The following is a 12,958-nucleotide window of genomic DNA, read 5'->3' on the forward strand; positions in this document are numbered from 1 at the left end:
CAATGGTATTGGTAGGTTAGGGTATGGCACATCAGCTGGATGCATTGGATCTCAACTTAATGCGTTTATTAAAAGCCGTGGTGGAAAACCGCAGCATCAAGCTGGCCGCAATGCAGCTTGGCATTTCTCAACCGAGCGCCAGCCGCGGCGTGATGAAGTTGAAGCAAGTGTTTGATGACCCGCTTTTTGTGCGTAAAGCACATGGGGTAGAGCCATCACCCATGGCGATTCGTCTCGCCGCCGAGTTCGACAATATGGTTGCGCCACTGGAAAAAGTGGTGCAAGAATTTGAAGTGTTCGACCCACTGCAATACCAAGGGCAGATTGCGATTGTAACTGATCCTTATTTGATGGATGAACAAGGGCAGCGACTGCTCACTGGCTGTCATCGAGCCTTTCCCAAAGCGCACTTTGCCTTTTCCAGCTGGAATACTTACTCGCACGATGAAATGTTAGAAGGCGAGCACGATTACTGCATTCTTGACCAAGAGACCGAGCTGTCGAAAGACATTTACATGCGCCCGTTATTCGTTGAAAAACGAGTGATTTTGGCGCGCAAAAACCACCCAACGTTGTCGAAAGTCAGCAATGATTGGGACACGGTGTCCAAACTACCACTCGTCTCTTTGCCTGCGCCAGCGTCATATAAACCGCTTTGTACCGTGGAGTCCGAGTATCGACGCATGGGTTATGAGCCAGTAGTGTTACTGAAGTCCTATAATTTGCGTTTGGCTTGCCAAATGTTGCAAGAAACCGACGCGATTATGTATGCCAGTCAAAGCTCGGCATTGTTGATGCCAGAACTCGCCTCTTACGCAATGCCACCCGTTAATCGTGAGTTTAGCCAGTTTGTTGTCTCTGGCGGTTTCCTTCAAACCAACCGCAACCATCCTTTGCACAGACACCTACATAAAGTGGTGCGACAAACCCTCAACACGCCTCTGATTTTTACGCAGTGATGTCACTTTATGGCATCGGCTGAATGAGAGTAGATGCTTTAACCTTATCAATATTGTGTGATTACATAGACAACTTACTTCTTAAGATATTCAAAAATGAATATCTCAATTACCTGTCTCTTTTTCCTACCCAGCGCTAACCTTATCTCAAATAGTCAGGAGAAGTGGCTCATTTTTATCTTTTTAACTTTTTGAATGTCGATACAGGTACGCGGCATTCACCATTCTCCGTTATGCATTTTTTTAATTTCTGATGGAGGATTAATCATGCTAGTTGCACGTCTATTTTTATTGCTCGCCATCGTTGCCGAAGTGGCTGGCACCAGCACTATGTCTCTTATCGGACAAGGGCACGGGTGGTGGGGCTACATCGTAATGTATGTGCTGATCGCAATCTCTTACTACTTTCTCGCGTTTGCCGCGAAGAAAATATCGATAGGTGTGGCATACGCTGTTTGGGAAGGGTTAGGTATCTCGTTGATCACCGTGGTGTCGATCATCGCCTTTGATGCCAACTTAAACCATCAAGAATTGTTTGGTTTGATGTTAGCCGTTGTTGGCATTGTGTGTGTGACCTTAGGGGAATCACATGGTCAACCTAACGCCAAGAAAAATGCCGATAAACCGGCAAAAGAACGTTCATTTTCTACTAGTACAAGGTGCGAATCATGAGTCAATTTTTTACGATGTCATTTGGATTTGTCGTGATGGCTGCCTTGGTCGATATCATGGCCAATATGGCGCTGACACGCTCAAAAGGCTTTAAATATAAAAGCTGGGGCATTGCGGCGATTGTGTTGGTACTGACAGCATTCACGCTGTTGGCACAAGCGGTGAAAGAGATCGACTTAGCCATTGCTTATGCCTCTTGGGGTGCGATCGGTATCTTGGGTACCGCAGTGGGTGGAGCCTTGCTGTTTAAGCAGAAACTCAAACCAATCGGCTGGTTTGGTATCTTTGTGGTGATTGCTGCCGTCGTAGTGATGAAGACCGCTTGATGTAATTTACTGAATGCTAGATATCGTCATTCTGAGCAGCAAGAGACGAGCGTGATTCAGAATCTACCAACAAAAAGTGCTGTGGAAGAGGGGTTTTCTCTGGCTTCACAGCACCTTGATATTAGATTCCTGATCTCGCCTAGGCTCGTCGGAATGACGGACTCATTCATTTTTAAAAAGAACAGAGGCCAATCCTAAAGTTCGTCATTTTGAACAGCAAGAGACGAGCGTGATTCAGAATCTACCAACAAAAAGTGCTGTAGCAGAGGGGATTTTCTCTGGCTTCACAGCACGTTGATATTAGATTCCTGATCTCGCCTAGGCTCGTCGGAATGACGGATTCATTCGTTTTTAGAAAGAGCGGTGGCCAATCTCAAAGCTCGTCATTCTGAATAGCGAGGGACGAGTGTGATTCAGAATCTACCAACAAAAAGTGCTGTGGCAGAGGAGTTTTCTCTAGCTTCACAACACGTTGATAGTAGATTCCTGATCTCGCCTAGGCTCGTCGGAATGACGGATTCATTTTTTTAGAAAGAGCAGTGACCAATCCTAAAGCTTGTCATTCTGAACAGCGAAGGACGAGCAAGATTCAGAATCTACCAACAAAAAGTGCTGTAGCAGAGGGGATTTTCTCTGGCTTCACAGCACGTTGATATTAGATTCCTGATCTCGCCTAGGCTCGTCGGAATGACGGATTCATTCGTTTTTAGAAAGAGCGGTGGCCAATCTCAAAGCTCGTCATTCTGAACAGCGAGGGACGAGTGTGATTCAGAATCTACCAACAAAAAGTGCTGTGGCAGAGGTGTTTTCTCTGACTTCATAGCATGTCGATATTAGATTCCTGATCCTGCTGAGGCTCGTCGGAATGACGGATTCATTCGTTTTTTAGAAAGAACTGAGGCCAATCCCAAAGCTTGCCATTTTGAAAAGCGAGGGATGAGCGTGATTCAGAATCTACCAACAAACAGTGCTGTGGCAGAAGTGTTTTTTCTGGCTTCACAGCACGTTGATAGTGGATTCCTGATCTCGCCTAGGCTCGTCGGAATGACGGATTCATTCGTTTTTTAGAAAGAACTGAGGCTAATCCCAAAGCTCGTCATTCTGAACAGCGAGGGACGAGCGTGATTCAGAATCTACCAACAAAAAGTGCAGTGGCAGAGGAGTTTTCTCTAGCTTCACAACACGTTGATAGTAGATTCCTGATCTCGCCTAGGCTCGTCGGAATGACGGATTCATTTTTTTAGAAAGAGCAGTGACCAATCCTAAAGCTTGCCATTCTGAATAGCGAGGAACGAGTGTGATTCAGAATCTACCAACAAAAAGTGCAGTGGCAGAGGAGTTTTCTCTGACTTCACTGCACGCTGATATTAAATTCCTGATTTTGCTTAGGCTCGTCGGAATGACGGATTCATTCGTTTCTAGAAAGAACCGAGGCCAACTCCAAAGCTTGCCATTCTGAATAGCGAGGAACGAGTGTGATTCAGAATCTACCAACAAAAAGTGCAGTTGCAGAGGGGATTTTCTCTGGCTTCACAGCTCATTGATATTAGATTCCTGATCTCGCTTAGACTCGTCGGAATTACGGATTCATTCGTTTTTAGAAAGAGCGGTGGCCAATCTCAAAAACTCGTCATTCTGAACAGCGAGGGACGAGTGTGATTCAGAATCTACCAACAAAAAGTGCTGTGGCAGAGGAGTTTTCTCTGGCTTCACGCATTTTGCTATTAGATTCCTGATCTCGCTTAGGCTCGTCGGAATGACGGATTCATTCGTTTTTTAGAAAGAACTGAGGCTAATCCCAAAGCTCGTCATTCTGAACAGCGAGGGACGAGCGTGATTCAGAATCTACCAACAAAAAGTGCAGTGGCAGAGGAGTTTTCTCTAGCTTCACAACACGTTGATAGTAGATTCCTGATCTCGCCTAGGCTCGTCGGAATGACGAGGTCTTTCTTCTCGCCTTAAACAATAAAGCTTGCGCCTTCTTCTGCACTCGATACGTTTTGGCGGATCACGCTAAACAAGCCTCGTCCCCAAGTTTGTTGGGTCGATTCGGTATCGAAATGAATCAACTCGCGACCAGTGGTGTCGCTTAAGTTGTTCAGTTCGCCCGTTTGGCAATCAAGGCGAATCAAATCACCGTTGCGCACCAAACCAATCGCGCCACCACGAATGGCTTCTGGAGAAACGTGAATCGCAGACGGAATTTTACCGGATGCACCAGATAAACGACCGTCCGTCACTAGCGCGACTTTAAAGCCCGCTTTTTGCACGTTCCCTAAAATTGGCATCAGCTTGTGCAGTTCAGGCATGCCATTTGCCGCTGGGCCGTTGTGTGTGACCACAACGATGCAGTCTTTGTTCAGCTCGCCACGTTTGTACGCGGCCTCCACTTCGTGTTGGCATTGGAATACGATCGCAGGTGCCACAATCACGCGTTGCTCTTCTTTCACCGCAGACACTTTCACCACGGCTTTGCCCAAGTTACCGTGAAGTACGCGAGTGCCGCCGGTGTTTTGGAAAGTGGCGTCTGGTTTGGCGATCACGTCACCGTCTTGGCTGCCTTGGCACGGTGTCCAAGTCAGTTGGCCATCGACAAGGCTCGGCAGCGTCATTTGGTCTTCAAATTCACCAAACACGGGTTTCACATCGCGATGCAAAAGCTCGGATTGGTTCAAGCGGTGCAATAACGCGGGCACGCCCCCCGCGTCTTGGAACGCGTTCATATCGGCTGGGCCGTTCGGGTAAACGCGAGCTAACAAAGGAACCACATCCGACAGATCGCTGATGTCTTGCCACGTGAGCAAGATGCCAGCAGCACGCGCCACGGCGATCATATGAATGGTGTGATTGGTACTGCCGCCAGATGCGAGTAGAGCGATGATGCCGTTGACCAAGCTCTTTTCTGTGACCACTTCTGCCAACGGACGGAAGTGTGCAGAACCCGCCGTCATTGAGGCGATTTTCAGAGCCGCGTGATCGGTTAACGCTTTACGCAGTTGGGTATGGGGATGGATGAATGCCGAACCTGGCAGCATCAAGCCCATGGCTTCGAACACCAACTGGTTGGTGTTGGCTGTGCCGTAAAACGTACACGTCCCCGCAGAGTGGTAAGCGCGACACTCCATATCCAGCAGAGCGTCTTTGCCGACTTCACCCGCTGCGTATTTTTGGCGCACGTCGACTTTCTCTTCGTTGCTGATGCCTGTTGCCATCAGACCCGCTGGTACAAACGCAGTCGGTAGGTGCGCGTAAGACAGCGCGCCCATCAGTTGCCCCGGGGCGATTTTGTCACAGATGCCAAGCAGTAATGTGGCATCAAAGACATTGTGGCTCAAAGACAACGCCGTTGATTGCGCAATTAAGTCACGCGAAAACAGCGACATATCCATGCCTGCTTGACCTTGAGTCACCCCATCGCACATCGCTGGCACACAACCTGCGACTTGCGCTGTATGGCCGTAGTCCGCCAGTACTTGTTTGATTTGCGCTGGATAGTCTTGGTACGGCTGGTGGGCGCTCAACATGTCGTTGTAGGCGCTGATCAGCGCGAGATTGGCATGAGTAAAATCGAGAATATTTTTCTTTTCAGAAGAGCAAGAAGCGGCGACTGCATGGGCTAAGTTACCACAAGATAAACCAACACGGCCTTTGCCAGCTTCGGCTTGCACTTCGGTGCGAGCAAGAAAGGCAGCGCGCGCTTCGCGGCTGCGCTCGGTCAAGCGTTGTGTGACCTCAATAACAACAGAGTGAGTCATTACGCCACCTCGATCGCTTGCATTTTGATTAGCTCAGTAGCAGAGCGTTCCACCACGTCGCTGATGTCTCCGTCGATACTGACGATCAGAGTTTGAGGCTCGTTGTCTGGGCGCTCTAGTGTCTCGAATTGGCTCTTCACCATGTTTTCTTTCATGAAGTGGCCTTTGCGCATACGCATGCGATTAAGGATCAACTCCCTATCGCCATCAAGGAACAGGAAGGTCACGTTGTCGTTGCCTTCGCGGATCTGATCGCGGTAAATCTTTTTCAGTGCTGAACAGACAATAATGCCGTGTTCGTTTTTGCTTTCTAGGCTGTACGCCGCATCACGAATGCGTTCTAGCCATGGCTTGCGATCATCATCGTTCAGAGGCTGGCCCGATGCCATTTTCTGAATGTTCGCTCGTGGATGAAGATCATCACCATCAATGAATTTACGCCCTAGCTTTTTCGCTAGATGCTCACCAATTGTGCTTTTACCACTAGCACAAACGCCCATAACGATGACACTACTACCAGCCATAACTTATCCTCATAACCAAATTTGCGCGTGATCTCAATTTTTGAATTCACTTTAAAATATGGGTTTATCTTATTAATGTTATCGGTAACATGTTACCGGTAACTGAGATAAATGTGAACCATAACACAAACAATAATTCTTAAAGGTGAACCTATGGAGCAATTAACCCAAGCCCCAGATCCTACGTTCCTACTGACGATTGCAGGCCTTGCCATTGCAGCGTTACTCGTTCTGATCATTAAACTGAAAGTCCATGCTTTTGCTTCCCTTACTATGGTGAGTTTAGGCACAGCAATCGCCACTGGCGTTCCTTCTGAGAAAGTCGTATCGACCATGATGGGCGGCTTCGGCGGCACACTGGCTTCCGTAGCATTGCTGGTTGGTCTTGGTGCGATGATCGGTAAAATTCTTGAAGTGACTGGCGGTGCGAAAGTGCTGGCAGACACTTTGATTGGTCGCTTTGGTAAAGAGCGCGCACCATTTGCTTTGGGCGTCGCTTCATTACTGTTTGGCTTCCCAATCTTCTTCGATGCTGGCCTTGTAGTGATGATGCCAATCATCCTCAGTGTGGCGGCTCGTTTTGGTGGCTCACCAATTAAATACGCGTTGCCTGCAGCTGGTGCTTTTGCGGTTATGCACGCGTTTGTTCCACCACATCCAGGTCCGGTTGCAGCGGCCGAATTCCTTGGCGCAAACATCGGTCTATTATTGGTGGTGGGTATTCTGGTAGCTATTCCAACTTGGTACCTTGGCGCTTACCTATTTGGTTTGTACGCGGGCAAAAAATTCGATATCCCACTATCTAAAGCCTTCTTTAATGGCGAAGCGATGGTGGATGAGCGCAACGCACCAAAATTTGGCACGGTTATGACCATCCTTGTGCTGCCAGTCCTGCTAATCTGTTTGGATACGGTATTGAACACACTGGCGGTTGCGGGTGTGATTGATGGTAAAACGGCACTGGTTGAGTTCCTACGTATGCTAGGTAAAACCCCAGTTGCGTTGCTGATCACTTTGATTGTCTGTCTGGCTGTGTTTGCCAAAGACTACGGCATGGCAAAACTAGAAAAATTATGTGGTGAGTCATTGGCTCCTATCTGTGGTGTTATCCTAGTAACGGGTGCAGGTGGCATGTTTGGCGGCGTACTGCGCTCAAGCGGTATTGGTGATGCACTGGCTGACGTTCTTACAGACACAGGTATGCCTGTGATTGTGGCGGCGTTTGTGATTTCAACTTGTCTGCGTGTTGCTCAAGGCTCGGCAACCGTAGCGCTAACCACTACGGCGGCTCTTATCGCGCCAGTAGTGGCAGCATCAACAGGTTTGAGTGAACTCGACCTTTGCTTTATCGTAATCGCGATTGCGGGTGGTGCAACGGTACTGTCTCACTTCAATGACTCTGGTTTCTGGTTGGTATCTCGTCTGCTTGAGATGGATGAGAAAACCACATTAAAAACTTGGACGGTAATGGAAACGTTACTTGGCGGTATCGCGTTTATTATCGTCGCAACATTAAGCTTTATTCTTTAGAGGTTCCCCATGACAACACTTGAACAACGATTAAGAGAAATCAAAATCGTCCCAGTTATCGCAATCAACGACGTAGCACACGCTCTGCCACTGGCAAAAGTGTTGGTAGAAAACGGTTTACCATGTGCGGAAGTGACATTCCGCACCGAAGCGGCGGCGGAGTCGATTCGCATCATGCGTGAAGCGTACCCAGAACTGTTGATTGGCGCGGGCACCGTTCTGACCACAGAACAAGTCGACATCGCAATCGAAGCTGGCGTGGACTTTATCGTTAGCCCAGGCTTCAACCCAACCACAGTGAAATACTGTCAGCAACGTGGCGTGACTATCGTACCGGGTGTAAACAACCCAAGCTTGGTTGAGCAAGCGATGGAAATGGGTCTGCGTACGTTGAAGTTCTTCCCTGCTGAGCCATCAGGCGGCGTAAACATGCTGAAAGCACTCACGGCGGTTTACCCAGTGGAATTCATGCCAACAGGTGGCGTAAGCCCATCCAACGTGGAAGATTACCTAGCGCTGAAATCGGTTGTAGCTTGTGGCGGTACGTGGATGGTGCCAACCGCAATGATGGACAACGGCGATTGGGAAGGCATTGCTGAATTGGTTCGCGCAGTTAAGTAAAACGCACAAACGGCTCCGAAATACCCCCGAACGTTAGAAAACGTGATACGAAAAAGGGTCATCAAGTTACTTGATGACCCTTTTTCTTTTTGGAATGAAGCAGCTTTAGAAGTGATGCTTCATAAAGCGCTTAATAAAGCGAATGAAATCTGCTTCGGCTAGCTTCGCGCACTTCAATGTTTGAGCGTGAGACAATTCTACATCTCCCAAGCCTTCTGCCATGTTGGTGATCGCACACACTGCCAATACGGGTAAGCCGCAATGCGCCGCAGAAATCACTTCTGGCACGACCGACATGCCCACGACATCACCACCGATGATTTGCATCATGCGGATTTCGGCTGCGGTCTCAAAGTTGGGGCCTGTGTAAGAGACAAACACGCCTTCATTGAGGTGAATGCCATTGGCTTTGCCGACTTCAAACGCTTCTGCGCGCAGGTCTTTGTCGTAAACATTGGCGAGGCTGAAGAATCTCGGGCCGTACTCTTCATCATTCGGACCGATCATTGGCGATTCAGGCATGGTGTTGATGTGGTCATGAAATACCACCAGAGAACCGACATCAATACGCTCAGGGCGAAGGGAGCCTGCCGCGTTGGTGACGAGCAGAAACTCACAGCCCAGCTTTTTAAAGGTGCGCACGGGCGTGGTCATGACCTTCATTGAGCCGTGTTCGTAGTAGTGACCGCGACCTTTCATGCACACTACGTCTACGCCGCCCATGGTGCCAAGTACCAACTCACCAGAGTGGCCTTGCACGGTGCTAACCGGAAAGCCTTCGAGCTCTTCGTATGGAATGACCACTTTGTCTTGTAGTTCGTCTGCCAATACGCCTAAGCCAGAGCCTAAAATAAACGCCGCTTTAGGTTGGAAGTTTGGTTTGCGTTCGCGAATGGTTTGTAGTGCGCCGATTACTGGATCGTGATTCATGTTAGTCACCTTCTGGTTGTGTGTTGATTCCATTGTGTGACTTTCTGCGCTGGTTATCTTTGCTTTATTCGCTACTATCATCCTTAAAAAGAGGATGATGAAATTCGCTAGGACTCAATGCATGAAGTCAGAACCATTTGAGCGCGTGACGCTGAAGATGCTGCGTTACTTTTACGAGGTCGCACAAACCAAGCATTTCACTAAGGCGGCCGAGAACCTCAATATCACCAATTCGCCGTTGAGCAATCGCATCAAAGAGTTGGAAGAGGTGCTTAACGTCAAACTGTTTGAGCGCGATTCAAGAAATGTCATGCTGACGGAGGCCGGGCGATTGTTGGAGTCCAAATGCCAACTGATTTTTCAGACCTTGGATGTCTCGCTCAATCAAGTGCAGCAAGTGGGGTTGAACCAGAGAAATATCCTGCGAGTTGGTGTGGTAAGTAGCGCATTTTGGGGCGGATTTGATCGTCTGTTACAGCGCTTCCATGCTGAGCATGACACTTATCACGCCGACATTTTTGACCTTAACCCAGAGACGCAAAAGAAGCATCTGAGCGAGAAGAAAATCGATGTGGGCATTGTGCGTTTTGCTGATGCACTCAACATTTATCCGTATCAGTCGGTATCTTTGGGCAAAGATGTGTTTGTGGTGGCGGTGTCGGAGCAACATGAGTTAGCCAGCAAATCTTTGCTGCGGCTCCAAGATTTAAAGACGTGTGAGTTTGCGTTTATGAGTTTGGCGAATTCTGCCTCGGCAAACTTCATCATCAATGCCTGTCTGCAAGAAGGCTTTTCACCCCATATTGGCAAACAAGTGGTGGAGCCAAGCACCTTGATGGCGTATGTGGCAAACAGCAATACCGTGACGTTGGTGCCGTCGACGTTTTCTCAGCATCATTGGCATGGGATTCGTTTTATCAAGCTGAAAGAGTCACTGCGTGCAGACTTGTGTCTGATTCATGATGGTAAGCAGGAGAGTGCTATCAAAGCCGAGTTTATTCGCACGTTATTGGAGAATGCGAGTTAAGCATGGGCTAACAAAAAAGGTCACCCTAAGGTGACCTTTTCAAATGATTCGCTGAAATCAGCAATGCGATTAGAGCGTAATTAACGCATCGTTACAAACTACCAACACGGGTTGTTTCTGAAATAAATCTGGAAAGGTGCATAGGAAGAGGCTTTTGAGCCTTTTCCAGAAAAATTGGCTATTGGAACGATTTTTCCAAAAATCCGAACTCAACCTTACCATTATTCCAGAGTAAATCGTCCTACTTTCCGCCTTTTGTTTTCAATAGGTACTTTTATAAGGTTGGTGGAACTATGATCAGAATCTAATGTCAGATGAAAATACGAGCAATGTGTAATTTACTGTGTAATAATTAATTTAAAGAGTCCCAGAAAGGCGTATCAACATGTCAGATTATAAGAAGTTGAACAATCACCCGTTAGAACTTGTTCTCGTAGAGGTGAGATACTCACCAATTCTAAATGTGAAGAAATACATCCCAGAACTACACGATCAACTTCGTGGAGATTTTCCGAACTTCAACACTGTAGTTGATAAAGCGGTGAACTTTAATAATGACCAAGTAGATTTTTCAAACATAGAAAGATGGCTATTTACATCCAAAGATGGTCAACGAGTTGTTGACATTGATCAGAATAGAGTCGTTTATGCAACGACTAAATACGATCGGTTTGATGGGTTTCAGGAAGATGTTCAGCAGATAGTTGAGGTCTTGAAAAATATTGTTAACCCGTCGATTTACACTAGGGTGGGTCTACGTTATTGCGATAACATTACATCGTTAGATGGGGGGGATGCTGGATTATCAGAGTTAGTCGTTCCTCAGTTGTTGTTTGATGATACATTTAGCAATATCGGTCAAAAAGGCTTTAAGCGTCAAGAATACTTAATTGCAACAGGGACAACACATCTTGTAATAAGAACCGTTCAGACAGTTACGCCTAATGTCTTGCCTGAAGATCTCGTTTCAATAGGCTTAAAAGTCAAAGCAGATGAAACCGCTAAACTGAGGCTTCTTTTAGACTTTGACCACTTCTGGCAAGATTCAAATAACCCGAAAGACTTTGAAGTTGATAATATTCTAGAAACGTTGTCTGGTTTACATGAGGCTTCGAGAGAAGCATTTTGGAATGCGACGACTCCGTACGCAAGGAATGAAATATGGTTGTAGCAGATCACGCATACGCTGATTATGACGTAAGTAAAATCAAAAATTTAGCGGTTTCTGGTCAGCATGCCGTTCAATCAGCAGCACATAGTACGTACCAGAGCCCTAACGCTACGGAGATTTTTGATCTTATTAATTATCGTTCAGGGCAGCATAAGTATTGGACCCATACTAAGACAGATTTCCACGACGTTCTTGTTGAAGTTAGTACGACAGACGTTTTGACAGTGTCGCCTCAACAGAATCTATTAGTCAAACGATTGAACGAGTTAAAAAGTAGCCTTGGATTAGCAGATGAAGAATTAGCGAGTATATTAAAAACAACTCGTAAAACACTTCATAATTGGCAGCAGGGCAATACCAAACCAAACAAAACAAAATTGTTACGGTTGGTGGATCAGCATAATCTTTTGAGCAAGTGGTTAAGCAACGGATATCCAGATATCGCCACATTGGATATTGAAGAAAAGAACCAAATCTTGCATAAGTTGCAACAAGATGAAGTTGATACTGATGACGTCTTGTACTTCGGTTCTGGTTTAATGTTGACTAGTGACTTTGACGTGATCGACGATCCCTTTGCGTAGGTAGGTGATATGAACTTTGGAAGTACTTTAGAGACCAAAGGTTGGTTGCAAGGCTGCATTATTCCAAAGGAGCAAGCTGTTGTTTTATTGGGACATGAAAATACTACGTGCATAGATGTCAATAAGGCTGGGCTAGTAGACGATAACTTTGTGCTTGTCGTTGCCTCTCAGTCTTGTGATATAGCGAGGGATGAGGTTCCTTCGGTACAGTTGCTTGTTGCGAGGGTTATTGAAGTTAGAGACCCTCAAAAAAGTTACAACGCCCATCCTAGAATTCTTGATACTCACGTAACTCAAGTTCGTGAAGATGGACTGCAAGAGCTTTCACTCAGAGTTAGCATATTGGAGAAAGTCTTTACTCCAAAAGAAAACCTGATTGATATTGACTATCTTGATGGTATCTCTTGGGGTATTCAAGAAGAGAGAAGTTATAGGAACTGGTTGGGAGAACATTATGATAGGCCCGCGTTGCCAACGTCGTTTAATGATCTTTTAAAGCGTTCTGAGAGCAAGCTAAAGAAAGCTGCGAAGCAGTCCAATGATCACCTGTATGGGATTTACATTCGCCTCAACCCAAATCGTGAGCTTTTAGAAGGTGAACGCTATGACGTACAATTATTAGGTGCACTGACTAATGATGGTGATGCTAAAACAGCTCAGGATAGAATAGAGCGTTACAAAGATATCCTTAAAGGGGCAGGTATTAATGTCACCCATGCTCTCGTTAAAGAAAAAAAACAGATTAGCATGGCTACATTGGAGGGGATGACTAGATTCCATTTGGACTATTTGTCTTATCGGAACGATACCGAGGAATTTCCTGCCGAAGTAAGCCCCGGAATCTAGATACAAGCACCAC

General features: G+C 46.7%; 12 protein-coding genes. 9 read left to right on the forward strand and 3 right to left on the reverse strand.

All coding sequences use genetic code 11. The features are described from left to right. Positions 1–23: 23 nt before the first annotated feature. The 3 genes from R7E51_RS18915 to R7E51_RS18925 all read left to right on the forward strand — a co-directional run bounded on the left by R7E51_RS18915 (position 24) and on the right by R7E51_RS18925 (position 1,957). Positions 24–959, forward strand: a complete 936-nt coding sequence (locus R7E51_RS18915; RefSeq protein ID WP_005379132.1) for a LysR family transcriptional regulator — start codon at positions 24–26, stop codon at positions 957–959. A gap of 267 nt (positions 960–1,226) precedes the next feature. Beyond that, complete coding sequence (locus tag R7E51_RS18920; protein ID WP_005379135.1) at positions 1,227–1,631, forward strand: SMR family transporter; 405 nt, start codon at positions 1,227–1,229, stop codon at positions 1,629–1,631. Next, a complete protein-coding gene (locus R7E51_RS18925; RefSeq protein WP_085570076.1) occupies positions 1,628–1,957 on the forward strand; it encodes an SMR family transporter in 330 nt (109 codons plus the stop codon). The genes R7E51_RS18920 and R7E51_RS18925 overlap by 4 nt, the downstream gene beginning before the upstream one ends. A gap of 1,958 nt (positions 1,958–3,915) precedes the next feature. Here the strand turns inward: R7E51_RS18925 and edd are convergent. Next, complete coding sequence (gene edd / locus R7E51_RS18930) at positions 3,916–5,712, reverse strand: phosphogluconate dehydratase (RefSeq protein ID WP_033905870.1); 1,797 nt, start codon at positions 5,710–5,712, stop codon at positions 3,916–3,918. Then, complete coding sequence (locus tag R7E51_RS18935) at positions 5,712–6,236, reverse strand: gluconokinase (RefSeq protein WP_033905875.1); 525 nt, start codon at positions 6,234–6,236, stop codon at positions 5,712–5,714. Before R7E51_RS18935 ends, edd begins: the two co-directional genes overlap by 1 nt. 153 nt (positions 6,237–6,389) lie before the next feature. Here R7E51_RS18935 and R7E51_RS18940 point away from each other — a divergent pair, with 153 nt between their 5' ends. Both R7E51_RS18940 and R7E51_RS18945 read left to right on the forward strand, forming a co-directional pair. Then, positions 6,390–7,766 (forward strand): GntP family permease, encoded by a 1,377-nt coding sequence (locus R7E51_RS18940; RefSeq protein ID WP_012841240.1) that lies wholly within the window; start codon positions 6,390–6,392, stop codon positions 7,764–7,766. Positions 7,767–7,775: 9 nt separating this feature from the next. Continuing rightward, complete coding sequence (locus tag R7E51_RS18945; RefSeq protein ID WP_005394384.1) at positions 7,776–8,387, forward strand: bifunctional 4-hydroxy-2-oxoglutarate aldolase/2-dehydro-3-deoxy-phosphogluconate aldolase; 612 nt, start codon at positions 7,776–7,778, stop codon at positions 8,385–8,387. 105 nt (positions 8,388–8,492) lie between these two features. Here the strand turns inward: R7E51_RS18945 and xapA are convergent, their stop codons facing one another. Further along, a complete protein-coding gene (gene xapA / locus R7E51_RS18950; protein WP_017821125.1) occupies positions 8,493–9,317 on the reverse strand; it encodes a xanthosine phosphorylase in 825 nt (274 codons plus the stop codon). Positions 9,318–9,438: 121 nt separating this feature from the next. Between xapA and R7E51_RS18955 the strand changes: the two genes are divergently transcribed. The 4 genes from R7E51_RS18955 (at position 9,439) to R7E51_RS18970 (ending at position 12,945) form a co-directional block, all read left to right on the forward strand. Then, positions 9,439–10,344: a LysR family transcriptional regulator gene (locus tag R7E51_RS18955; RefSeq protein WP_005379156.1), complete on the forward strand. Its 906-nt coding sequence runs from the start codon at positions 9,439–9,441 to the stop codon at positions 10,342–10,344. Positions 10,345–10,729: 385 nt separating this feature from the next. Continuing rightward, on the forward strand, positions 10,730–11,515 hold the full coding sequence (locus R7E51_RS18960) for a TIGR04255 family protein (RefSeq protein WP_017821124.1): 786 nt from the start codon (positions 10,730–10,732) through the stop codon (positions 11,513–11,515). Then, the gene (locus tag R7E51_RS18965) at positions 11,506–12,099 is read left to right on the forward strand and encodes a helix-turn-helix domain-containing protein (RefSeq protein ID WP_017821123.1); all 594 of its coding nucleotides are present in this window, start codon (positions 11,506–11,508) and stop codon (positions 12,097–12,099) included. Before R7E51_RS18960 ends, R7E51_RS18965 begins: the two co-directional genes overlap by 10 nt. Before the next feature lie 9 nt (positions 12,100–12,108). Next, the gene (locus R7E51_RS18970) at positions 12,109–12,945 is read left to right on the forward strand and encodes a hypothetical protein (RefSeq protein ID WP_017821122.1); all 837 of its coding nucleotides are present in this window, start codon (positions 12,109–12,111) and stop codon (positions 12,943–12,945) included. Positions 12,946–12,958 lie beyond the last annotated feature (13 nt).

Source organism: Vibrio sp. Vb1166, from assembly GCF_033338695.1.
Lineage (GTDB): Bacteria > Pseudomonadota > Gammaproteobacteria > Enterobacterales > Vibrionaceae > Vibrio > Vibrio alginolyticus.

Excerpts from the sequence above, each read along its gene's own strand:
- R7E51_RS18945 (WP_005394384.1), top strand. The coding sequence starts at position 7,776 with ATGACAACACTTGAACAACGATTAAGAGAAATCAAAATCGTCCCAGTT.
- R7E51_RS18940 (WP_012841240.1), top strand. The coding sequence starts at position 6,390 with ATGGAGCAATTAACCCAAGCCCCAGATCCTACGTTCCTACTGACGATT.
- R7E51_RS18970 (WP_017821122.1), top strand. The coding sequence starts at position 12,109 with ATGAACTTTGGAAGTACTTTAGAGACCAAAGGTTGGTTGCAAGGCTGC.
- R7E51_RS18935 (WP_033905875.1), bottom strand. The coding sequence starts at position 6,236 with ATGGCTGGTAGTAGTGTCATCGTTATGGGCGTTTGTGCTAGTGGTAAA.
- R7E51_RS18955 (WP_005379156.1), top strand. The coding sequence starts at position 9,439 with ATGAAGTCAGAACCATTTGAGCGCGTGACGCTGAAGATGCTGCGTTAC.
- edd (WP_033905870.1), bottom strand. The coding sequence starts at position 5,712 with ATGACTCACTCTGTTGTTATTGAGGTCACACAACGCTTGACCGAGCGC.
- R7E51_RS18965 (WP_017821123.1), top strand. The coding sequence starts at position 11,506 with ATGGTTGTAGCAGATCACGCATACGCTGATTATGACGTAAGTAAAATC.
- R7E51_RS18960 (WP_017821124.1), top strand. The coding sequence starts at position 10,730 with ATGTCAGATTATAAGAAGTTGAACAATCACCCGTTAGAACTTGTTCTC.
- R7E51_RS18920 (WP_005379135.1), top strand. The coding sequence starts at position 1,227 with ATGCTAGTTGCACGTCTATTTTTATTGCTCGCCATCGTTGCCGAAGTG.
- R7E51_RS18915 (WP_005379132.1), top strand. The coding sequence starts at position 24 with ATGGCACATCAGCTGGATGCATTGGATCTCAACTTAATGCGTTTATTA.
- R7E51_RS18925 (WP_085570076.1), top strand. The coding sequence starts at position 1,628 with ATGAGTCAATTTTTTACGATGTCATTTGGATTTGTCGTGATGGCTGCC.
- xapA (WP_017821125.1), bottom strand. The coding sequence starts at position 9,317 with ATGAATCACGATCCAGTAATCGGCGCACTACAAACCATTCGCGAACGC.